This window comes from Pseudoalteromonas sp. DY56-GL79 (assembly GCF_041414765.1).
Taxonomy (GTDB): Bacteria; Pseudomonadota; Gammaproteobacteria; order Enterobacterales; family Alteromonadaceae; genus Pseudoalteromonas; species Pseudoalteromonas piscicida.
This window is the reverse complement of the sequence record NZ_JANHZS010000003.1, coordinates 208,785-232,238: the sequence shown is the minus strand read 5'-3', so window position 1 is coordinate 232,238 and position 23,454 is coordinate 208,785. Positions and strand designations below refer to the sequence as shown.

The following is a 23,454-nucleotide window of genomic DNA, read 5'->3' as shown; positions in this document are numbered from 1 at the left end:
TTTAGTTTAAGTGTAACACCATCTGAATGGTGCCTTCCTCAAAATCTCGAGATACGGTAAATCCAAGCTTTTTGGCAAGGCCTATCATACCGCTGTTTTCAGGCAGGGTGATCCCTTCAATGCTTTGTACGCCCTGTTTACGACAGTGCTTTATAGCGGCTTCCATGAGTATGCGTCCAAGCCCAAGCCCTTGGCAATCTGAGCGTACCACTACGGCAAATTCAGCCACTTGGTTATCTGGGTCCATCAGCACGCGTGATACTCCAAGCGTTTGATAGCTCGACTTATTAGGTACAGTGACGATAAACGCCATTTCCCGGTCGTAGTCAATTTGCGTCATTTTGGCGAGCTGTTCATGATTAAATTGTGGCAACTCACCAAAAAAGCGGCGATATCTATCTTCTTTACTTAAAGACTGGTCAAACTCTTGGTGCGCTCTTTCATCCTCAGGACGAATAGGTCTCAAGGTTGCGGGGCGGCCATCTTTTAACGTCACGGTTTTTACCAGTTCTCGAGGGTAAGGTCGGATGGCCAAGCGTTTACGGCCAGATACTGGCTCGTATCGTCTTAGCGTAATACTGGCGTCGAGCACCTGGAACTGACCCGAGCAGGCCAAAATAGGATTGAGCTCCATATCAATGATATCGGGTTGGTCGACTACCATTTGAGACACTCGAGTGAGTAGGGCGCATAAACGGTATTTATCGACCTTTTCAGGTAGTGCCCGCTCTTTGATAAAGCCTTTATCATGGGCGGCTGCAATTAGGTACTTTGCAAGGTTCATATTCAGTGGCGGCAATGCCACCGCAGCTTGCGAGAAATTAAGCCCAGTGCCCGCCTCACCCAGTAAAATAACAGGGCCGACACCGGGTTCGGTTTTTACCGCTATCCGTAATTCTTGTCCACCAGCGCGTTTTGCCATGCGTTGCAAAGAGAAACCTTCTATTTCAGCTTCGGGGGCAGCCTCACGGATCCGTAGTAACATCGAAAATGCGGTTTGTTCTACTTCTTCGGCATCGTTGAGGTTGAGTACAACCCCACCCACTTCCGATTTAGAAGGAATATCATGGCTTATCAGTTTGAGTGCAACGGGGAAACCAAGCTGCTGAGCTTGCTCTTTTGCTTCTGAGGGGGTGAGTGCGATTTGTGTCTCTATACATTCTATATCGTAATTAGCCAGCACCTGAGAAGCCAAATGGGTCGCGAGTTTATTGGCACCTGAATTTAAAAAGTCATTGATTAAACGTTTGCTTTGCAGGTGTTGCAGCTGGCCTTCATCACTGTAGGACTCAGGTGTTTGCGTGAGATGTTTTTGATTTCGACGGTAGCTCACCAAGTGCATAAAGGCGCCAACGGCACCTTCTGGGGTGCGATAAGTTGGGATCTTAGCATTTGCGCATACAAGCCTTGCGGCGTAGGCCGCTTCTTCACCCATAAAGTTTGTCATCACATAAGGGCGTGCCATTTTTGGAATTTTGGCTAGGGTCTGTGCAATGATCTCGGCATAAGCGGTACTTGGCGCAAGCGCTGAAGGAGTATGAATTATCAATAAGTTTTTGACTTCGTCAGCCTTTAATAAAATTTCTAGTGCTTGTTGGTAACGTTTTGGCGAGGAATCACCAAAAATATCTATAGGGTTACAAGCATGATCCGTTTGTGGGATCAGGGCGCTGAGCGCTTGCTTGGTCTGCTCGCTTAGCACCGCCAGTTTGCCTGAGTTCTGTAGTAAGGTATCGACGGCCATAATGCCTGGGCCGCCGCCATTGGTTAAAATGGTCAGCTGTTCTACTTGCAGCAATTTGGGGTGTAAAGCAAGGGTTTGAGTGGCAGCAAATAGTTCCCTAAGATCGTTTACCCTCAGCATACCAGCACGCTGGAACATAGCATCATAAACCGCGTCATCGGAGGTATTGCCGCCGGTGTGATTCAGCGCAGCGATTGCGCCAGCCTTGGTTTTTCCGGTTTTTATGGCGATGACAGGCTTACTAAATGCAGCGGCTCGAGCTGCAGAAATAAAGCGCCTAACATCGTCGATATTATCAATGTAAAGCAAAATAGCTTGGGTTTTTGGATCCCGTCCAAGGAAATCAAGTAGTTCGTCGAAATCGATATCAAGGCAGTCCCCAACGGAAACAAAGTAAGAAAAGCCGATTTTTTTATGTTGTGCCCAGTCCAGTATGGTTGAACATACCGCCGCCGATTGTGAAATAAAAGCAAGCTTACCGGGCGCTGCAACGGTATGAGAAAAGCTGGCATTAATACCCAAGTGAGGAATGAGTAAACCGAGACAATTAGGACCAAGTAAAGTGACTTTCGCTATTTTGGCAGCTTCTTTTAATTGTTGTTTGTGCTGATTATCAAGCCCCGCCGCGATGATGATTGCATGTTGACAGCCAATATCACCAAGTTCATTGATGATTTGCACTAAGGTTTGTTTGTTGGTACAAATAACAGCGAGATCAGGGACTTTGGGGAGCTGCTTGATGGCGCTGTAGGCGAGCACCCCATGCACGGCGGTATGCTTTGGACTGACGGGCATAATGGGCCCTTTAAAGCCGCCTTGTAGCAAGTTACGCATTACGATAAAGCCGGCGCGATCAGGATTGTTAGAGGCGCCAATCACCGCGATGGATTGGGGGTTAAAAAATTGGCTAATACGCTTTACGCTCATACTGTTTCCTAGTTCAGCCGCAGCTCATAAGCACCACTCTACCATTTTGCTCGCGGTTTTCGAGTGCAATTAAGGTAGACTTTGATCTATCCCCTTAATAATTGTTTGAAAACTATGACTGAGGCGTAACGTTGAGGACAGAGATATGTCTACTATGAGTAAATATTTGGCTCCTGCAGCTTTGCTATCACTAGCGGTGGTAGTGAGCGGTTGGATGGTAAAATCGACCATTCTAGAAGTAAAAGGAATGGAGCGAACGGTAAGTGTAAAAGGCTTATCGGAAAAGGAAGTAACAGCAGACACGGTGATTTGGCCCGTATTTTATCGTGATGCAGATAACGATCTGGAAGCCTTGGTGGAGCGCACGGAAAAGAAAAATGCGGCGATCCGCGCGTTCTTAACCTTGCATGGCTTTGATGCTTCAGAGCTTTCGATATCAGCGCCTTCCATTACGGATAAATACGCCCAAGAGTACGGTCAAAACAATCAAGGATTTCGCTATGTGGCAAAAGCCGGTGTGACTGTGTACTCCAATAATCCAGATAAAGTCTCGCAAGCACTAGGGCAGTTAAGTGAGCTGGCCAAACAAGGTATTGCTATCACCAAAGACGACTATCAAAATCGGGTTGAATATTTGTTTACTGGTCTTAATGATATTAAACCTGAAATGGTGCAAGAAGCCACACAAAAAGCTCGAGAAGTGGCGGTCAAATTTGCTAAAGATTCCGACTCTGTGCTTGGCAAAATAAAATCGGCAAGGCAAGGACAATTTAGTATTCGCGACAGAGACAGTAATACGCCACAGATAAAAATCGTGCGTGTTGTGACGAGCGTGGAATATTACTTATCGGATTAAAACGCGTGTATTGCACAACCAAGCAATCAAAAGTGACGAATTCGTCAACAAGCAAAGCCGCTGCTATCAAGGAGCTTTGCTTTTTATTTCTTGCCAATCAACAATTCGTTTTCGATTGGTATAAACTCACTGGCGGCACGGATCAGTGAAGCGGCGGTAAGCTGCGGCACGCCGTAAACTTCGACTCGGGTATGGTATTTATCTCTGAGCTTATTCGCGAGTAAATCAAAATCACCATCGCCAGTAACTAGAATTATCACATCGGATCCTGACGCGCATTCCATGGCATCAATGGTAATGCCAACATCCCAATCACATTTTGCGGAGCCATCGGCACGTTGAATATAAGGCTTTAACTTCACCTCAAAGCCAATCGCTCGCAAGATATTTTGGAACTGTCTTTGCTTGTCGTCACCCCGTTCGCTGGAATAGGCAATGGCTTGATATACCTCGCGATTAGCCGTCGCTTTGCGCCAAAACGAATTATAGTCGAAGCCTGTTTGGTAGGCTTGCTTGGTGGTGTAATAAACATTTTGGGCGTCAACTAAAATGGTGACTTTTTCCATAATGGACTCTTCGCAATAGATTTGCTTTATGATAGCAAGATTAGCGTTTGTTTAGCCATTTACTCATTGCGGCGTCATAGGCTTTTTTAATGGCACCGCCATCGCAAGGGCGAGGCGCAGTACGCCAATTCTTATTTAATCCTTCCGGTGTAGGAATGCTTGGGTCGGGCCTAACTTCAGCGTAACACAGGCCATTTTCCCGGTAGACTGTGTATTGAGACGTAGACTCGAGTTGCTCTCTTTGCATGCTCGCAGCAGTGGTTTGATGCGTTTTAGGCACGGTGATCCGCTGCGGCTTTTCTTGGCTTTGGCTGAGTACAACGTCACTCGGAACGCGCTCTAAAAGTTGCTGACGAAATTGAGAGATTGCTTTGCGATGGTCTAATTTTTTAGGTTGCGTGACGACCGCTGCTTTGGTTATGTGCTTAGTTGTACTTTCAACCGTAGGCTTTTTTTGTTCTGCTTGCGCAGTTTTTAGTACTTCAACTGTATCGTCCGGCAGCGTCGGTTTTAACTCCTCTACTGGCTTATCTTCAGTTATCGTCGGTGTCTCAATGCGCTCCATCTTAGGCTTGGCAGGCTCAATAACCAAATAGGTTTTCATTGCCTTAATTTCTACAGGCTTTGAGGGGATATAAATACTTTGCTGCAGATACCAGCCGAGCAGTAGATGCAGCACAATAGAGGCGATAATGGTGAAACTAATCAGGTTGTGTTGGAGCAGCCGCATTATTCTTATTAAATCCTTGAGTCATGCGGAGTTAGAGCTTAATAAAGACTTAATTGTTCCCTCAATAGGCAAATTAATCTGTGACTAATTGCGCGGAAATGTGTTTTAGCAAAGTGAGTTCACGTAATACGGACATCCCTTTGTTATTTGCATCATTTAGTTTTGCTTCGTTATGCGCGATGGCTTGGTTTATGTTGATCCACACCGGCTTCATACCATTGGCGTGTTCATAATCCTCCATAGCTGGCGCATCAAATTCGCCACAAATCTCACAAACGTAGCAATAAGAAATAATATGCACATTGTCATGATCGGGTTTATACCAAGGGCGGTACTCTTCGTAGCGACCAAAAGGAGTCAAACCTGTGATGGATACGGCACCCGTTTCTTCTTTTAGCTCGCGCTCCAATGCCGCTTCTAAGCTTTCACCCTCGTCGACGCCGCCACCTGGCAAGGTGTAATCATCATAACGTTTGGTGTAAAGCATAAGGATGTCGTTGTCTCTAAGGACAATGGCGCGAGTAGTTTTTCTGGTAAAGCAGCTACCTTGAAGTGGAGTGACTGGATTGTTGTTTAAGCTTTGCATGGGGGTTTTAACTTCGATCTAGGTAACAAAAATGGGTTTACAAAGCGATACGCCAGCGTAAAAGCGGCGTATCGCGAATGAAGATATTAAAACGGAGCAGGGTACGCTTTAAATACCGTATCAATCTCGGCTAAAGATTCTGCACATAGCGGTTGTTCAAACGCTTGAATATTTTCTTTAAGCTGTGCCATGGTTGTCGCGCCAATAATAGTTGAAGTCACGCCATCGACTTGATTGCACCAAGCTAGCGACAGTTGCGCTGCAGTCATATTAAATTCTTTGGCGATCTCTAAATATTTTGCAACGGCTTCTTGCGCTAGTTGCGTGTCTCTAAATAGGCCTTGTCTTTGCACTAAGGTAAAGCGGCTGCCTTCAGGTCTTGCGCCCCCTAAATATTTACCGCTCAGCATCCCACCAGCCAGCGGCGACCAAGGTAAATAGGCAATATCTTCGTTTACGCAGCTCTCAATTAAGTAAGGCCAATCTTTGGCATGTAGCAAGCTAAACTCATTTTGAATTGAAACCGGCTTAGGTAGGTTGTGCTGCATCGCCAAATTAAGGTAAGTGTGAATGCCCCAAGGCGTATCATCAGAAAGACCCCAATGGCGAATTTTACCTGCTTTAATACAGCTCGCTAGGCCCTCTAAAATATCTAGCATGCCAGCGCGTTCTTCGTCGCGGTCAAGCGCACTCAAAGGCACCATACCTGGCCATTGTTTACCAAAGTGCGGTGAAGTACGGTTTGGCCAATGTAGTTGGTAGAGGTCGATATAGTCGGTATTCAGGCGCGCTAAAGAATTGTCCACCGCTTGGATCACTGATTGTCCCGTAATAGGGCCGCCTTCACGGATCCAAGGCAAACCGCTTCCCGCAATCTTGGTTGCAAGCACGAGCTTTTCGCGCTTTTCTTGGTGGCGCTTTAGCCAATTGCCAATGATGGCTTCGGTTTTACCATAGGTTTCAGGTGAGGGAGGGACCGCGTACATTTCAGCGGTATCAATGAAGTTAATACCACGGCTTAGTGCATAATTGATTTGCTCGTCGGCATCATGCTGGTTGTTTTGTACGCCCCAAGTCATGCTTCCTAAACAAATGCGCGAAACTTCTAATGGGCTACTACCAAGTCGTGAGTACTTCATGCAGGCTCCTGATTGATTGCTGAATGATTAAATATAGCCAAAGTAACGGATTTAGTACTTTGAACTGTATTGATATTGTTAGCATTATCTCTGTTTTGCAGTGCAACTTGCAACAGACATCCACACAAGTATAGCCCAGAACACTAAGGCTTATGTTCAAGATTGCAACAGTTGGAAAATTAGCACATAATAAACACTGTTTATTTAGACAGTGTTTTAACGTGCGTAAATTTATTCATATTGATATGGACGCGTTCTATGCATCGGTAGAAATGCGCGATAACCCCGAGCTTGCAACAGTGCCGATGGCGATTGGTGGGCGGAGTCATCGTGGGGTGCTATCCACGGCTAACTATATTGCTCGGCAATATGGCGTGCGCTCGGCCATGTCGAATTATCAAGCGAAAAAACTCTGCCCTCAGCTGGTGATTGTACCGGGGAGAATGGAGGTATATAAGGCAATATCGCAACAAATTAGAACTATTTTTGCCCGTTATACTGAGCTCATTGAGCCACTGTCTTTGGATGAAGCCTATCTAGATGTCACTGAGTGTCAGCAATGTAATGGCAGTGCAACGCTTATTGCCGAGCAGATCCGAGCGGATATATTTGCAGAAACGGGCCTTACAGCTTCAGCGGGAATTGCGCCAATCAAGTTTTTAGCCAAAATTGCCAGCGATGAAAACAAGCCTAATGGTCAGTGTGTTATCCCGCCTCACCAAGTGAGCGCTTTTATTGATGCGTTACCCCTTAAAAAAATTCCAGGTGTAGGTAAAGTGACTCAACAACGTTTGCTAGCCATGGGACTTGAGTATGGCCGAGATATTAAGGCACTGTCTGAAATTCAGTTACGCCAATCATTTGGCAAGTTTGGCGCTGTATTATGGCGGCGTTGTCAAGGTATTGATGAGCGCCGAGTTGAGACCGATAGAGTGCGCAAATCGATAGGCGTTGAAACCACATTTGCAGAAGACACGCTCGACCTTGATACCTTAAAACAAGTCATAAAAGAAAAGTTGTTACCTGAACTGACTCGCCGAGCACAGCCTTATTTACAGCGCGGCTTTAATAAGCTTGGCGTTAAAGTGAAGTTTTACGATTTCACCCAAACCACCAAAGAATGCCAATACCAGCATATTGATTTGCCCGTTTTCGAGGAATTATTGATTGAGGCGATGTCACGGCAAAAGTTTAAACCCGTGCGCCTCGTGGGCTTGCATTTAGGACTAAATGAAAAGTCTAACACGCAAGCTCAATTGGGACTTTTTGATGGCTAATTCTGACCTACCTAGACTAAAAGATAACTGCAATTAGTTTAATTTGTGCTAGCTTCGAAGTTGTCGTGCAACAAACTAATCACGCCAACTGCGTGTAATTAAAACAACAACAAGAGGTAAGCATTATGCAATCCATAATGATCGTACTCTTCGGCATCATAGGGATGTTATTTGGATGGTTTGTCTATTCCAAATTTATTGCTGAAAAAATATTTAAAATGGATGACAACTTTGTCACGCCGGCTCATGAGCTTGAGGACGGCGTAGATTATGTTCCTACCAACAAAGTGGTATTGTGGGGGCATCACTTTACTTCAGTCGCGGGCGCTGCACCAATTGTAGGTCCAGCTATCGCTGTGTATTGGGGCTGGGTGCCAGCAGTACTTTGGGTTGTATTCGGTACCATATTCTTTGCGGGTGTCCATGATATGGGCGCGTTGTGGGCAAGTGCTCGCCATAAAGGCAAGTCGATGGGCGCGTTGTCTGAAAGCGTGATTGGCAAGCGCACGCGTTCATTGTTTATGATAGTGGTCTTCCTTGTACTGCTCATGGTAAATGCCGTATTCGGCGTGGTGATCGCAAACTCCTTCGTGGGTAACCCAAATGCGGTATTCCCCGCTTGGTCTGCTATCGTCGTGGCGCTTATTATCGGGCAATTGCTGAAACGAAAAGTGCCGCTAGTACCACTCTGTATTATCGGGGTTATTGTGCTCTACGCGACCATTTATATGGGCAGTAGTATGCCGATCACCTTACCAACCGAAATGTTTGGTCTAAGCGACAAAGCCAATTGGATCATCATTTTGTTTATCTATGCTGCCGTAGCGTCATTGTTACCGGTTTGGATGCTATTACAACCTCGTGACTTTATTAATGGCATGCAGCTGTTAGTGGGATTGATCCTGCTTTATGGTGCAGTATTTGTGGTGATGCCAGATATCACCGCGCCTGCGTTTAATACCCAAACGGTAGAAAACACCCCAAGTATTATACCCCTGTTATTCGTGACCATCGCTTGTGGTGCGGTATCTGGTTTCCACGGTATTGTTTCGTCGGGAACGAGTTCAAAACAACTAGACAAAGAAAAAGACGGCCGTTTTGTCGGCTACTTAGGTGCAGTTGGTGAAGGCTCACTTGCACTTATCACTTTGGTCGCCGTGAGTGGTGTGATGCTAGCTGTATCACCTGAAGAGTGGCACGAAATTTATAGTCATCTTGGTGCTGGCAGCGTATCAGCCTTTATTAACGGTGGCTCTAACCTGATTAGTACAGGCTGGGGACTACCAGTCGAAATCGCATCAACTCTACTTGCCGTTATGGTTGTACTTTTTGCAGGTACCACTATGGATTCTGGCGTTAGACTTCAGCGTTATATTATTCAAGAGTGGGGCGAGATCTATAACATCAAGTTCCTGAACAACGGTATCATCGCGACTTTATTGGCCGTTGCATGTTGCTTGCTACTCGCCTTTGGCGCGGGCGGCGCATCGGGTAGTGGTGGTATGGTGATTTGGCCGCTGTTTGGTTCAACCAACCAAATCTTGGCAAGCTTAACCTTGTTAGTTATCTCAGTGTATCTTATCAAACTCGGGCGTCCGGCAAAGTACACCTTGATCCCTATGGTATTTGTGCTGGTGATGGCGTTTTTTGCCGGAGTGATCAAGCTAGGTGAATACTATCAAAAAGGCAATTGGCTGTTGGTTGTGCTTGACGTTATCGTGCTGGTGGTCAGTATTTTGGTGATGTTAGAAGCTTGGTCTGTGATCAGCAAAACCAAAGCGAAACCAGATGAAGCCCGTGATATGTCGTAGTTCCCTTGGAACTTGACTACAAATCACCTATAGTCGGCCCTAATTCTAATATAGAAAAGGGCCGTTTTTATGTCTTTTCCAATCGCATTACCTTGTAACACCCTATTTGAAAGCGATGCAGATGCTATCGTTGTTGTTACTCATGATATTCAAAACCTTGGCAGTGCAGAGCTCGACGACGTTGCTGCGCCATTTTTAGCTGTGGATGCGCGCATTGCGCAAAAGGCAAGTCTGCTTGTTTCAGACAAAGTACCAGGCAAGCGTTTGGTGATTGCGCCAACCGGACCACTCGACAGAGATTACGATGACGTTCGCCGTTACTTTGAAGCGGCAAAGGCTGGTATTTTAGAAGCGAAAGCGGCTGGTGCAGTAAAGCCGGTACTCGCTGTCGTTAATGTGCCAGCCGATGCTCGTTACGAAAATGCGCGTGCAGTCAGCTTTTTAGGTGCTTGCCAAGGCTTATGGCAGCCATTAGAAGCACGTGAGTACCGTGGCGAAGTGATTGAACCAATCGAAGCGATTTATGTTTTTGAGGCGTCAGCACAATGCTGCGATCAACTGAGTGCAATCGCTGCAGGCCAATATGCTGCGCGCGATCTGTGTGGTACAGAACCTGAGCGCATGGCACCACCTCGTTTTGCTGACTACTGTGTCGAGCTATTTCAAGGTTCAGCGGTAAACGTTGAAGTTATCGCGGATCGTAAAGTTATGGATGAGCAATATCCTCTCTTAAGTACGGTAGCGCGTGCCTCTTACGCCGTTGAGCGTCACCATCCTCGTGTTGTAAAAATGGCATACGAGCCAGAAGGTGACGTTGAACGTACCCTTATTTTTGTTGGTAAAGGTCTTGTGTACGATACCGGCGGTGCAGACTTGAAAGTGGGCGGTTTTATGGCAGGCATGAGCCGTGATAAAGGCGGTGCGGCGTCAGTGGTTGGCTTTATGGAAGCAGTTGCTAAGTACCAACCAAAAGGTATTAAGGTAATTGCTTACCTTGCCGTGGTTCGTAACTCGATTGGTTCTGACTGTTTCGTGCCGGATGAAATCATTGAGAGCAGAGAAGGCGTTCGCGTTCGTATTGGTAACACTGATGCGGAAGGTCGCTTGGCGATGGGGGATTTACTCAGCGAAGCGAAAGACTTAGCTCTGGGTGAGAAAAACCCTGAGATCTTTACAGTTGCAACACTGACAGGTCATGCGGCGCGCGCCATGGGTCCTTACAGTGCTTATGTTGAGAATGGTCCAGCACGAGCAGCACAAGTATCTCGCAAGATTGCAGATATGGGCGACCTATGGGCTGACTGCGCGGAAGTATCGCGTAGCCGACGCGAAGACTATGACTTTGTAAAACCACGCACCCTTGCGGATGATGTGCTTTCGAGCAACAACGCACCATCGGCGGTTACCGCTCGTGGTCACCAATTCCCTATGGCATTTTTGGCAATTGTTGGTGGCTTAGACAAGCATGGTTGTAATGCAGAATTGCCAATTCCGTATGTACATATGGATATTGCGGGTAGCGGCGTTGAAGGTGGCGACTGGCAGCATGGCAAACCAACCGCTGCAACCGTTGCAAGCTTGTTTGCTCGGTATTGTATTTAATACCAATTGAATTAATTCTCTAATCAATTTGAAGGGTGAAATAGCATATTAGCTTCGTTAAAAATTTCTCATTTAGAACAACTAAATAGCAAAATTTTTGCCTTGCTACTAAAGCTATTTTCCCGCTTCAAGATAGATCATTTACTTAATACAACTGGTATAAGATTGATAAAAGGGAAGCATTGCAGCTTCCCTTTTTGGCTGGGTAAACTAAATAGTGTGTTATTTAGGGGTTAGTCCTCTGCGTTTTAATAGCGCTTCAGTCGTTGGCTCTTTTCCGCGGAATGCTTTGTAAGAGTCCATTACAGGTCTTGAGTTACCAACCGATAAAATATGTTTACGATATTTTTCGCCATTTTCAAGTTTAAGTCCACCGAGCTTTTGCACGTATGCATAGGCGTCGGCTGCTAATATTTCACTCCACATATAAGCATAGTAACCAGCAGAATAGCCGCCTCCCATAGAGTGCGCAAAAAATGCTGATTTATAACGCGGTGGAACGTAATCGAGGGCGACTCCATGCTTCTTCAGTGCCGCTTGTTCAAATTCATTGATATCGGTGGGTGCATGCTCAGGTGAAATTGTATGCCACTCCATATCTAAGAGCGCAGATGCCATGTACTCCAATGTATCGTAGCCCATATTAAAAGTTCGTGAGCGGATCACTTTATCAAGCAGTGTTTTTGGGATAGGCTCCCCGGTTTGGTAATGCTTTGCATAGTTACTGATAACTTCTGGGTGTGCAGCCCAGTCTTCCTCAAAGGTTGAGGGAAACTCAACAAAATCACGAGAAACAGCGGTTCCAGCAAGACTCGGATATTTTACGTCAGAAAACATCCCATGTAAGCCATGTCCCATTTCGTGAAACATAGTTGTCACTTCACTGTAGCTCACAAAGGTTGGTTCACCATCAGGTGCCTTTGCAATATTCATGACATTGATAACCACAGGCTTTTGGTTTAATAACTTAGATTGCCCTACAAATGAATTCATCCAAGCTCCACCACGTTTACCTTCTCTTGCAAAATAGTCGGCAAAGAATATCGCGAGGCTTTCACCATTGTTATCGATCAGTTCATAAGCCTTAACATCTGGATGATACACAGGTAAGTCAGGGCGAGCTTTGAAACTTACGCCGTACAGCTTATTCATGGTATAAAAAACACCATTTTCTAAGACGTTATTAAATTCGAAGTACTTTTTCACTTCTGTTTCGTCCAGATCATAACGAGATTGACGAACTTTTTCAGCGTAGTATGCCCAGTCCCAAGGTTTGATGTCGAACGAGTGCCCTTCGCTTTGAATAAGCGTTTTAATATCTGCAGCTTCCTTTTCCACGTTGGAAATAACGGCCGGCACCATGCTGCCAAGCATGTTGTAAACTGCTTTAGGGTTTCCAGCCATTTGCTTTTCTAGGCCGTAGTCTGCCCAGCTTTTATACCCTAACAGCGCTGCTCTTTCGGCCCTTAGCTGTGCCAGCCGGATGATAATTTGAGTGTTGTCATTATCACCTGACTGAGCACGATAAGCAGAAGCTTGCCAAATCTGTTGCCTAAGTGCTCGGTTGGTTAAAGACGCTAAAATAGGTTGACGAGTGGTGTTGGTAATACCGATTAAGTACTTGTCTTTATGTCCTGCAGCTTCAGCCGCACGTTTAGTGGCAAGAATTTGTCTTTCTGTTAAACCGTCTAATGCGGCTTTATCATCAACAATCACTGATATGGCAGACGTTTCTGCTAATAGGTTTTGTGAAAACTGGGTAGTCAGAGAGGAATGCTCTTCATTGATTTTGCGAATTTTCTCCTTATCTTCAGCACTTAGTTTTGCGCCAGCTCGTACAAAGTTGGTGTAGTAAACATCCAATAAACGCTTTGATTCAGAGTCCAGTTCGAGTGTGTTGCGATTATCATAAAGCGACTTTATACGGTCAAATAATGCGGCGTTCAAATTGATGTTATCGCGGTGTTCTGCGAGCATTGGGGCTAGTTCTTTTTGTAATTGACGACGCTTTACTGAGCTATCAGTGCCTATTAAGTTAAAAAATACGCTACTGGTTCGCTTTAGCAGTGCACCACTTTTTTCCATTGCAACTAAGGTGTTTTCAAACGTAGGCGTTGCAGGGTTAGTTGCAATACGCGCGATTTCTTTGAGGTGCTCTGCCATACCCAACTTAAATGCAGGCATAAAATGTTCATCTTTGATCTGGTCAAACATTGGGGTTTGGTAGATTAAAGTACTGGCGTTGAACAGTGGATTGTGATGGACTGATTCACTTTTCTTAGGCACGCTAGATGCCACCTCCGTTGTATAATTTGAACAACCAGAGACAAAAAGCGTGGAGTAAATCGTAACGGCGATGATGGTCTTTTTCATAAACTTCTCAGTATTTTTGTAATGTTATAGTGTATCTATTGTGTGTTTGTAGTTGTGTTTTATCGCATAATAATGGCGGTATCATGATTCTTGCATCTTAGGCAGATAAGTGTTTATTAAGTCAGTTTTTGAGCCGGAAACTTATTATCAATGGCGACAGCATTGTGAGCATGCAAACTTTCTTGATGTTCAATTTTGAACCAATAATCAACAAATTGTGTGTTTTGCTCTAAAAACTGTTTGACTCGTCGTGCGGCATCTTCACAAAACATTAGATTTTCTGCATTTAGCTTCGCAAATGCTTGTTCATCTTCACGTTTTACCGCAGTTTGAACTGGCGTGCCAATGGCTTGTTCTAGCGCTTTTATAAGGCTTGGAATGAGTGGCAACGTCCGTTCAGTTAGTTTTACCGTTACGTAAGCGAAAGAGCGCTGGCTATGAGGTGTGGCAATGCTTCCTTGTAGAGAGGTTATCCACGTCATTAGTTCGTGTTTTGAAATCATCTGTTGGGAAAACTGCTCTTCGATCTCTTCACTTAATGCTTGTCTAGAAAGTGCCGCTGAACAAGGGCAGGTACTTGAATAGGCAATAGTAAGTGATAACTCGTAGCTAAGCTCTGAGTTTATATACTCACAATTAAGCGTGATAGGGTAACTTTGATAGCCGAATTGATCGCTCAACAATGCTGGTTTATCTATGGTTACTTCAAACTGTAACTCAAGCTTGGCTGCTTTGCTCAATCCTTGTTGAGATTGAACCGACTCTTTTAATAACGCTTCAATCGTTTTAATATTCAAAGGAGCCGTACTTAGTATCTCTCTCAAGCGAATGTATAACCGGGACATATGGATCCCTTTCGCCTCAGGTTTATCAAGGCTAACAAAAATATTTGCAAGAGCGTTAACTCTTTGGCAGGAGGAGCTTGATATTTCCACCTCTAAAGGTATGGCAATTTTTTCCATACCCACCCACTTTAGCGGTAAGGCTGTTGTTGCAAGCTGCCCAAAGGCAACATCAGGTAAAGATACTGTCATATTTATTTCCGACGAGGTTTCTAGCGATTAAAAATTAGTGGCATAGCGGCTGTGGGTGTATTAAGCGGTTGTTGGCCGTCATAAACGAGACTGCCATTCACCCAAGTTTTTAAAACTTTTGCTGAAAAACGGTGACCGTCGAACGGGGTCCAGCCACAGTGATAGTGTGTTTTCTGATGGCAAGTGAGCGTTTCGTGATGAGGGTTCACGAGTACCAAGTCAGCATAGTATCCTTCACGAATAAAGCCTCTATCTACAATGTGATATCTTAACGCTGGATTATGTGCCACCTTCTCAACGAGCTGCTCTATAGATAAACGCTGATGATGCACATGGTCGAGCAAGCTTAACAATGCATGTTCAACTAAAGGTAAACCCGCAGGTGCTTGCTGGTAGGGGAGTTGCTTTTCTTGCCAAGTATGAGGTGCGTGATCAGTAGCGATAATATCTATTTGATTATTTCGTACCGCTGCTAACAAAGCATCACGATCGCTTTTCGCTTTAATCGCTGGGTTGCATTTTATTAGGTTACCCTGCAGTGCATAATCTTCTTGACTGAACCACAAATGATGAACACATGCTTCTGCCGTAATATGTTTGTCGCGAATATCGCCTGAAGGGAATAAGCTCAATTCTTTTTCTGTTGTGATATGCAGTACATGTAAATCGCTACGATATTGTTTCGCTAAAGATACAGCGTACGAAGAGGATGAATAACACGCTTCGACGTCACGAATGATGGGGTGATCTTGAATTGTTAAACTGCCACTGCGTCCGATGCACATGGATAAATTCTTTTCAATCACTCTTCCATCTTCACAGTGGGTGACAATTAGGGTTGGACTTTCTCTGAAAATTGCGTCGAGTGCTTGTGGATGCTCAACGAGTAGATCGCCTGTTGATGCCCCCATAAAAACTTTAACACCGCAGTACTTCTTCGCATCTAAACGTTTTATTTGTTCTAAATTATCTTCGGTTGCCCCTAAGTAAAAACTATAGTTTGCCAGCGAGCTTCTAGACGCAATCGCGTATTTCTGTTCAAGAGCTTCAATGGTTGTAGTCGCAGGGCTTACGTTTGGCATTTCCATATAGCTGGTGATACCACCTGCCACAGCAGCTCTGGATTCTGAGGCTATATTCCCCTTCTGTGTTAAGCCGGGCTCACGGAAATGTACTTGGTCGTCTATCATTCCAGGGAGTAGAAAATAACCTGTCGCATCCACAATATTGTCATTTGGCTGCGCAGTTATTGAGCTTGCAATTTTGTTTATTCTGTTATCAACGATAAGTACATCACATTCTTGTGATTGATTCTCGTTGACCACAATTGCATTTTTTATCAGTGTGTTTTTCATATTGTAGGGACCTATTTGTCAAGTTTGGCTTTGCAAAGGTTACATAAGCCAGGCAACTCTAAGCGTGCATTTGCAGCTGAAAATCCAGTGCTTTCTACCGCTTCAAATAGATGCTTGGCAGCCTCTTGAACAGAATCTATTTCTTCTATTTGATGGCAGGATTTGCAGACTAAGATCACGGATAGATGGTGATGGCACGCACCATCTAGACTCTTACAGGCTATATATTTATTTGCAGAATGGATCCGGTGTGCCAGATTGACTGATTCTAAGAATTCAAGAATGCGGTACACGGACATTGCTAGAATAGGAGAGTTGGTGCTTTTATTGTATTTGTCAGTAAGTTCATACGCTGATAGCGGCTCGACTGTTTGCAATAATATTTCTAGCACGCCCTGTCGTTTTTCAGTTAAACGCAGCCCTAACGATTGGCATTTTGCTTGAGCCTGTTTGAGAATAAAATTTCGTTGAGTTTTGTTCACGGCAATGACGACATAATCCATCCAACTATTGATACAATATAACATATCGAGCATAATTGATACAATATAACATTTATTGGAGTCGTTATGTCTAAACTATCAACAATATCCTTGCTCGTTGCTGCACTGTTACCACCAAGCCTTGTAGCAAAGTCTATAGAAGGTACAGTCGTCAATAAAGCTGGTAAAGGGATTGCAAATGCATCAATTGAGGTCGAAGGAACTGATATTCGCGTACTCACAGATAACAATGGTCATTTTCAAATTTCGGGCGTTGGGCTTGGAAATAAACAAATCCATGTAAGAGCATCTGGTTTTGCTCACCTGCATAAGGCGCTCACTCTGGAGCAAGGTGGCGTTAAAAACGCAATGCTAATGTTAAATCGTTCTCCAATAGAAGTTATAGATATTGTTGCTACTCCTGTACATATGTCGGCGATGGAATCTGCGGTTCCAGTTAGTGTTTTGTCAGGTGAAACATTGCGTCGACAGCAAACCGCTACGCTAGGGGATAGTTTAGAAAAATTGCCTGGCGTCAACACAAACTTCCACGCCAAAGTAGCGAGTACACCAATTATTCGAGGTTTGAGTGGCCCGCGAGTGTTGGTGACGCAAAATGGATTAGATGTCAGTGATGTATCTAGAGTTGGTCCTGATCACTCAGTCGCCTCCGAAGCCTCAACGGCTCAACAAATCGAGGTGTTGCGGGGACCTGCAACTCTTTTTTATGGTAGTGGTGCGATTGGGGGAGTGGTTAACGTTGTCGATACAAGAGTGCCAACCGATAATACAACTCGCGGAGAATGGAATCTGGAAAGTAACTCTGTTGATGACCAAAATACAGCCTCGTTTAATGCGACATCGGGTATTGGCTCTGTGGCTTTATATGTTGATGCATTCTGGCGAGAATCTAATGATTACGAAGTACCTGTTCCTGCTGAAATTCATGAGCATAGTGAAGGGAATGACAATGATGAACATCACTATAAAGTAGCAAATAGTGCTGAAGAGTCTGATGGTTTTACTGTTGGCTCAAGTTACTTATTTGATCAAGGTTATGTCGGTGTGGCTGTTGAGAAATTTAACCGCAAATACGGCATTCCGGGGCATACGCATGGTGATGAAGAAGCACATAATGAGGCTGAAGAGCAGGTTTTTGCCGACTTAGCACAAACAAAAGTGCAACTATTAAGCGAGTACAAGTTTAACAAAGGTTGGCTTGATAAAGTGAATGTGCGTGCTGGTTTTACAGAGTATGAACATGTTGAAGTTGAGCACGGCATGGTTGGAACAACATTTAAGAATGATACCAATGAGTTAAAAGTTGATTTACTACATCAGCCTCTGTCCGCTTGGACTGGTGGCGTAAGCTTACATTACAAACACAGTGATGTTGAGGCTCAAGGTAGTGAGGCGTTTACGCCACCATCTGATACCCAAACACTTGCGATAGGGGTAATGGAGGAAAGGCGGTTTGGTGATTTTTTAGTGCAGTTAGGTGGTCGTATTGAGCAAGTGGAGATCACCGCAAGTAATGTGCCTTTACCGAGTATTGATGCCCACTCGCACGATACTGAAATGCATGACCACATTGGTCACGATTCAGAAGCAACAAAGGTATATGCGGTTGAGCATCAGTTTACCCCTGTCAGTTTATCTTCGGGTCTTGTATGGGACTTTGCGCAAAATTATAACCTTGGGTTATCTGTTTCACACTCTGAACGCGCTCCTTCTTCATCGGAGTTATTTTCCTTTGGTCCTCACATAGGAACTGGCACTTACGAGGTAGGGGCGTTGTTCAAAATGGATGAGCACGGTCATTTTGAACTTGATGAGCAAGGCATAGCGCTAGAAAAGTCGCACAATATTGATATTACACTGCGAAAAACCCAAGGTGATATAGGCTTTATTTTTAACGCTTTTTACAACCAAGTAGATAACTACTACTATCAAATAGAAACTGGGTTGTACGCCCAGAGCGGCCATAGTCACGACCACAATCATGAACATGAGCACGATCATACTTCCGAATTACCTATTTATTTATTCAAGACAGATGATGTGGTTTTGCACGGTTTTGAAGCGCAAGTTGCTTGGCAATTGACCGACGAGTTGAAAGTTGATGTTTTCTCTGACTTTGTGCGCGCCAGATTAGAAGAAGGCGGAGATTTACCTCGTACACCACCTCTGCGCTTTGGGTCACAGCTAAGCTATCAGACGGATAATCTCAGTGCACATATCCACATTACTCGATATCAAGAGCAGGACCGGATTGCACCAGAAGAAACCATGACCGACGGTTATACCTTAGTTGATGCTAGCATCTCTTATGATCTTTCTGTGTTAAATCAAGATCTCTCTATTTATCTTAGAGGGAGTAATCTGACGGATACAGAAGCACGAGTACATAGTTCATTCTTAAAAGATATAGGCCCTCGTCCGGGACGCAGTTTCGCGCTTGGTATTCGCGGCTATTTTTAGCAGGTTAAACCATTGTGTACCTGCTGGTTAAAGCCACACAGGTACACAAGTCACTGAGTTGTACAACAACATAAATCTTATCTATATGTAGCACGAGATTATTACCGACACGACTACGATCAGCAGGAGAAATTATGGTTTCACGTCGAGGGTTTTTAAGGGGGGCTGGCACCCTCGCATTTATCGGCCTTTCTAAAAGCGCATTTGGCAGAGTGTCACTATTAGACTTTAACACAATGATAGCTGGGTATGGGCCGTTGATCACCGACCCCAATGGTTTACTCGATTTGCCCCAAGGTTTCAGTTATCAAATAGTATCAAGCCTTGGAGATAAAATGTCCGATGGTTTTACTGTACCTGACAAAGCCGATGGTATGGGTTGTATTGCTTTAGATGAAGAGCGGGTTGCATTGATCCGCAATCATGAATTGAAACCAACAGATTTAGCAAAAGCCGAGAACAGTATTCGCCAGCATAAAAGTGAGCTTGCTTTTGATACAAATGACTCAGGCATCGCACTTCCAGGTGGCACAAGTCATATTGTCTATAACCTAAAAACACGCCAAAAAGAACAAGAATATTTATCCTTGGTTGGCACTATTCGTAACTGCTCTGGTGGAATAACGCCTTGGGGGAGTTGGCTTACTTGTGAAGAAACAACTGCAACTAAAAATGATGGTTTTACACAAGATCACGGATATATTTTTGAAGTACCAGCGACTGCAAAGGGTTTAATTAAGCCACAACCTCTAAAAGCAATGGGGCGGTTTAATCATGAAGCTGCTGCTGTTGATCCCAAAACAGGTATTGTTTATCTCACGGAAGACCGGGGAGACAGTGTGTTTTACCGCTTTATTCCAAACGAAAAAGCAAAGCTCCACAAAGGCGGGAAACTACAAGCGTTGGCTGTGAAAGAAAGCCCGCAATTTGATAGTCGAAATTGGAATAAAAAAGCGATGCCACTTCATCAGGAGTTTATCGTTGAGTGGATAGATTTGGACGACCCGCAAAGTGCTAAAGACGATTTACGGATCCGTGCTTATCGAAGTGGAGCCGCGCTATTTGCTCGAGGTGAAGGGATCCATTGGGGTGAAAACGAGCTGTACTTTTGTTGTACCAATGGCGGAAAAAAGCAGCTAGGGCAAATCATGAAGTATCAGCCATCTGAGTTTGAGGGAACAGAAAAAGAACGTCTCAATCCAGGAAAGTTGTCTTTATTCGTGGAAAGCGCTAGCCAGTCTCTCTATAACTTTGGTGACAATCTTACCGTGTCGCCACAAGGACATTTAATTGTTTGTGAGGATCAGTATTCCGATGTTGTAGATAACTATCTAAGAGGCGTAACACCAGAGGGAGAACTCTATAATTTTGCACGGCTAGCTAAGCAAACTGAGCTCGCCGGTGCTTGTTTTTCACCAGACGGCAAGACTTTATTTGTTAATGTGTACTCACCAACGACAACATTGGCGATTGTGGGGCCATGGGAGCACTTTAATCAAGCAAAAAATAAAGAGCCTCTCTAATTTTAATTTGTTGAATTAGGGCTTGTTGAGCTTTTCGCTATTTGGTTTATGTTCTCATAAGTGTATTTTGGTCGCGACGCTCAACTTGCTGCTGAGTAATCTAAGCAAAATTTAAATCGTGAAAGTGAGCTATTGATATTGATGCTATTATCAATGAGGCTCCTTTTCTTTACGTTGTCTTGTCGTCAAATTATCAGCCACAAATGCGCCTCGTTGTCCTCTCTCTTTCTCAGGGCCAACGGTACTATCTTTTAAAGTTTGTAGCTCAGTACTGGCGTTTAATGCGGCACCAAAAATAATGATGTATGCGCTTAAGTATAACCACATCATCATAATGACGACGCCTCCCAATGAGCCATAAGTTTCATTGTAAGAAGCGAATTGCGCGACATAATATGAAAATCCCAATGACGCCAAGATCCATAAGCTGGTTGCGGTAAACGAACCGAGTGTTATCCAGCGCCATTTTGCGGCTCTGCGGTGAGGCGCATAACGATAAACAAACGCCAAAGAAAAGTGAAATAGCGCTGCTAAAATAGACCAAGTGATTAGCTGGATTATCGAATCGAGTGCTGTGGTAAATCCTACGAGGTTAAGTACAATCGGTAAAATTCCGATAATAGACAACGCCACAATCGCGACGAAAATCGCCCCCATAGAAAACAAAAAGCGTACCACTAGCGCTTGCAAAAACTGCCTTTTATTGTGCTCATGATACGTAATGTTGCAGGCTGTAATAAGTGCTTGGCAGCCTTTACTGCTGCTCCAGATTGTTAAAAAGAGGGTAAAAATAGCACCTAGACTTAGGCTTGCCTGAGATTTTTGAGTGAGCGCTTTGAGTTGTTGCAACATAATTTCTTGACTGGATGGTGGTAAGAGTTCAATAAGCGGCAGTAGCTGATCAACCATTTCTGCAGGAGAAGAAAAATAGGCATAGATAGCAACAACGGCCGCTAACGCGGGAAATATTGCCAACAGGGCATAAAATGCCACTCCAGCGGCCACTAGCGATAAATTATCTTGGGATAAGCTGTGATATAGCCGTTTACTGACATCACACCAACCGAGTGCTGGAATATCACTTGGTCTGTCTGCATTAAAGCCATGTTTATGAGCTGCCATTGGTTTTTCCTAAATCAATTCTGAGCCTGTTGATCTAAAGTGATATACAGCAAAAGGTCTGCCAATCTCGCTTGGCGTTATATTTGCTACTAATCAACTCGTGATCTTGTCAATAAAAAACTGAAGAGTGCAATATGGAAATTAATAATCTTATTAAAAATCAAATGACTAATATGATTCAGACGGCAGCTTCTCGCGAAGCGACTGAAGCCGTGAGCACATCAGATACACTAAGTTTAAGCGCACAGGTTGTGCACTTTTTACAAACCGCATGGCAATTATTACCTGCTCTGGCGTTGGGGATTGTGGTTATTGTGCTTTGTTATTATTTAGCACGGCCAATCTCTTATCTTTTGATTAAGCCCATAGGTTATGTCAGTAAAAGTCGATTATTACATCTCGTCACTCGCCGTTTTATCAGTGTGTTAGTCATATTTTTTGGTATTTATATCTTTTTGCGCTTGGCCGGGTTGAGTGAGTTTGCCGTCGCAGTAATGAGTGGTACTGGGCTTGTCGGTCTTATTCTTGGGTTTGCGTTTCGTGATATCGCCGAGAACTTTATTTCGAGTATGCTAATTAGTGTCCAACGCCCGTTTAGAATTGATGACGTTATTGAAGTGGATAACCGTTTGGGGATCGTTAAAAAAGTCACCGCCCGCGCAACCACCTTAGTTGATTACGATGGTAATCACATTCAAATACCCAATGCTACCGTCTACAAGAATGTAATTAAAAACTTTACTGCCAACCCCAAAACACGTGGACACTTTAAGATTGGTATTGGCTATGACAACGATATTCGCCTGACGCAGCAAATTGCAATTGACTTACTTAAAGAGCAAAGTGCGGTTTTAAACGACCCGCCACCTCAGGTTCTACTTGAAGCCTTAGGCTCCGCGACTATCAATCTTACCATTTATTTTTGGGTCAATAGCGAACAACATAGCCCGATCAAAGTGGCGTCTCAACTCATGCGAGAAACTGTTAATTGCTTTACAGAACACGGTATAAGCATGCCTGATGATGCTAGAGAGCGGATAATCATAGCTGCGAATACTGAAACACAAGGAGTAAACAAAGAAGCGACCAGTAATTCGAGTAGCAGAACGCCTGTGAAACAAAAGAACAAAACCACAGCAAGTGCAGTAGATGCGGATATTGACGATGTGAGTAGCGATGCGGATGAGATCAGAGAGCAAGCAGAGCGCGCTCGAAGCCCAGAAGAAGGGGACAATATTATTTAGCGGTAAATTAGGGCCTGTTGAGCTTTAGTTTATTTTGGACAATCGATTCACTTACCCTAATCTAAACGCTATCGAGCCTTACGTACTCGATAGCAAAATACTGGTTTCACTATTTAAAATGCCATCAATCTCTCGAACTTGTCTCAGTACACCATCGAATTCAGTGAGGTTAGCGGCTTGTATTTCAGCGATTAAATCCCATGCCCCGTTCGTAGTATGAATTTTACTTAATTCGGGGATCCCTCGCAGTGCATTAATCACTTGCGTGGTGGATTTACCAATCACTTCTATCATCATGATAGCGCGCACAAGCTCGGAGTCGATATGTTCATGAACCCGTACTGTAAAGCCTTGAATTGCACCACTGGAAATGAGTCTATCTAAACGGTTTTGTACGGTGCCACGAGACACATCGAGCGTCGTGGCTAAGGTTGAAATGGCTGCTCGGCCATCTTTGCGCAATTCAGCAATCAAGGCTTTATCAAGCGCATCATATAGATAAGGAGTCATAGTACGGCTTTGTGGTTTTTTGTTGTATTAGTCTATTTGTATAATTCAACTTAGCAAAGTGATAGAAAATTGCACGAATTGTATAAGATTTT

General features: G+C 44.2%; 18 protein-coding genes. 7 read left to right on the top strand and 11 right to left on the bottom strand.

Translation table 11 applies throughout. The features are described from left to right. Position 1: 1 nt before the first annotated feature. Positions 2-2,671 carry a GNAT family N-acetyltransferase gene (locus NO992_RS03540; RefSeq protein WP_371374394.1) on the bottom strand — a complete coding sequence of 890 codons (2,670 nt, stop codon included), beginning with the start codon at positions 2,669-2,671 and terminating at the stop codon, positions 2-4. 145 nt (positions 2,672-2,816) lie between these two features. Between NO992_RS03540 and NO992_RS03535 the strand changes: the two genes are divergently transcribed. After that, positions 2,817-3,527 (top strand): SIMPL domain-containing protein, encoded by a 711-nt coding sequence (locus NO992_RS03535; RefSeq protein ID WP_010374677.1) that lies wholly within the window; start codon positions 2,817-2,819, stop codon positions 3,525-3,527. A gap of 83 nt (positions 3,528-3,610) precedes the next feature. On the opposite strand, the gene NO992_RS03530 is transcribed toward NO992_RS03535, so the two are convergent. The 4 genes from NO992_RS03530 to NO992_RS03515 all read right to left on the bottom strand — a co-directional run bounded on the left by NO992_RS03530 (position 3,611) and on the right by NO992_RS03515 (position 6,548). Next, complete coding sequence (locus NO992_RS03530) at positions 3,611-4,093, bottom strand: NYN domain-containing protein (RefSeq protein WP_253105588.1); 483 nt, start codon at positions 4,091-4,093, stop codon at positions 3,611-3,613. Between the two features lie 40 nt (positions 4,094-4,133). After that, positions 4,134-4,823, bottom strand: coding sequence for a hypothetical protein (locus NO992_RS03525; protein ID WP_010374681.1), 690 nt, complete (start codon positions 4,821-4,823; stop codon positions 4,134-4,136). Positions 4,824-4,896: 73 nt separating this feature from the next. Further along, entirely contained in the window at positions 4,897-5,409 is a 513-nt protein-coding gene (locus NO992_RS03520; protein WP_010374683.1) for an NUDIX hydrolase, read from the bottom strand. Between the two features lie 86 nt (positions 5,410-5,495). After that, entirely contained in the window at positions 5,496-6,548 is a 1,053-nt protein-coding gene (locus NO992_RS03515; RefSeq protein ID WP_371374389.1) for an aldo/keto reductase, read from the bottom strand. A 152-nt stretch (positions 6,549-6,700) separates the two neighbouring features. Here NO992_RS03515 and dinB point away from each other — a divergent pair, with 152 nt between their 5' ends. The 3 genes from dinB (at position 6,701) to NO992_RS03500 (ending at position 11,238) form a co-directional block, all read left to right on the top strand. Beyond that, positions 6,701-7,825 carry a DNA polymerase IV gene (dinB, locus tag NO992_RS03510; RefSeq protein ID WP_371374386.1) on the top strand — a complete coding sequence of 375 codons (1,125 nt, stop codon included), beginning with the start codon at positions 6,701-6,703 and terminating at the stop codon, positions 7,823-7,825. Positions 7,826-7,950: 125 nt separating this feature from the next. Then, positions 7,951-9,636 carry a carbon starvation protein A gene (locus tag NO992_RS03505; RefSeq protein ID WP_010374688.1) on the top strand — a complete coding sequence of 562 codons (1,686 nt, stop codon included), beginning with the start codon at positions 7,951-7,953 and terminating at the stop codon, positions 9,634-9,636. A gap of 69 nt (positions 9,637-9,705) precedes the next feature. Then, positions 9,706-11,238 carry a leucyl aminopeptidase family protein gene (locus NO992_RS03500; protein WP_371374383.1) on the top strand — a complete coding sequence of 511 codons (1,533 nt, stop codon included), beginning with the start codon at positions 9,706-9,708 and terminating at the stop codon, positions 11,236-11,238. Between the two features lie 222 nt (positions 11,239-11,460). On the opposite strand, the gene NO992_RS03495 is transcribed toward NO992_RS03500, so the two are convergent. The 4 genes from NO992_RS03495 to NO992_RS03480 form a co-directional block, all read right to left on the bottom strand. Then, complete coding sequence (locus tag NO992_RS03495; protein WP_371374380.1) at positions 11,461-13,611, bottom strand: M3 family metallopeptidase; 2,151 nt, start codon at positions 13,609-13,611, stop codon at positions 11,461-11,463. 116 nt (positions 13,612-13,727) lie between these two features. After that, a complete protein-coding gene (gene folE2, locus NO992_RS03490; protein WP_371374377.1) occupies positions 13,728-14,645 on the bottom strand; it encodes a GTP cyclohydrolase FolE2 in 918 nt (305 codons plus the stop codon). A gap of 20 nt (positions 14,646-14,665) precedes the next feature. Then, positions 14,666-16,000, bottom strand: coding sequence for a dihydroorotase (locus tag NO992_RS03485; RefSeq protein ID WP_371374374.1), 1,335 nt, complete (start codon positions 15,998-16,000; stop codon positions 14,666-14,668). A gap of 11 nt (positions 16,001-16,011) precedes the next feature. Next, a complete protein-coding gene (locus tag NO992_RS03480) occupies positions 16,012-16,536 on the bottom strand; it encodes a Fur family transcriptional regulator (protein ID WP_371374371.1) in 525 nt (174 codons plus the stop codon). Between the two features lie 33 nt (positions 16,537-16,569). Between NO992_RS03480 and NO992_RS03475 the strand changes: the two genes are divergently transcribed. Both NO992_RS03475 and NO992_RS03470 read left to right on the top strand, forming a co-directional pair. Beyond that, positions 16,570-18,963 carry a TonB-dependent receptor gene (locus NO992_RS03475; protein ID WP_371374368.1) on the top strand — a complete coding sequence of 798 codons (2,394 nt, stop codon included), beginning with the start codon at positions 16,570-16,572 and terminating at the stop codon, positions 18,961-18,963. A 134-nt stretch (positions 18,964-19,097) separates the two neighbouring features. Further along, the gene (locus tag NO992_RS03470) at positions 19,098-20,486 is read left to right on the top strand and encodes an alkaline phosphatase PhoX (RefSeq protein WP_371374365.1); all 1,389 of its coding nucleotides are present in this window, start codon (positions 19,098-19,100) and stop codon (positions 20,484-20,486) included. 150 nt (positions 20,487-20,636) lie between these two features. Here the strand turns inward: NO992_RS03470 and NO992_RS03465 are convergent, their stop codons facing one another. Continuing rightward, on the bottom strand, positions 20,637-21,608 hold the full coding sequence (locus NO992_RS03465; protein WP_371374361.1) for a YihY/virulence factor BrkB family protein: 972 nt from the start codon (positions 21,606-21,608) through the stop codon (positions 20,637-20,639). Positions 21,609-21,742: 134 nt separating this feature from the next. On the opposite strand from NO992_RS03465, the gene NO992_RS03460 reads away from it, so the two are divergent. Continuing rightward, positions 21,743-22,852, top strand: coding sequence for a mechanosensitive ion channel domain-containing protein (locus NO992_RS03460; protein ID WP_371374358.1), 1,110 nt, complete (start codon positions 21,743-21,745; stop codon positions 22,850-22,852). 78 nt (positions 22,853-22,930) lie between these two features. Here the strand turns inward: NO992_RS03460 and NO992_RS03455 are convergent, their stop codons facing one another. Then, positions 22,931-23,362 carry an Lrp/AsnC family transcriptional regulator gene (locus tag NO992_RS03455; protein WP_371374354.1) on the bottom strand — a complete coding sequence of 144 codons (432 nt, stop codon included), beginning with the start codon at positions 23,360-23,362 and terminating at the stop codon, positions 22,931-22,933. Between the last annotated feature and the right edge of the window lie 92 nt (positions 23,363-23,454).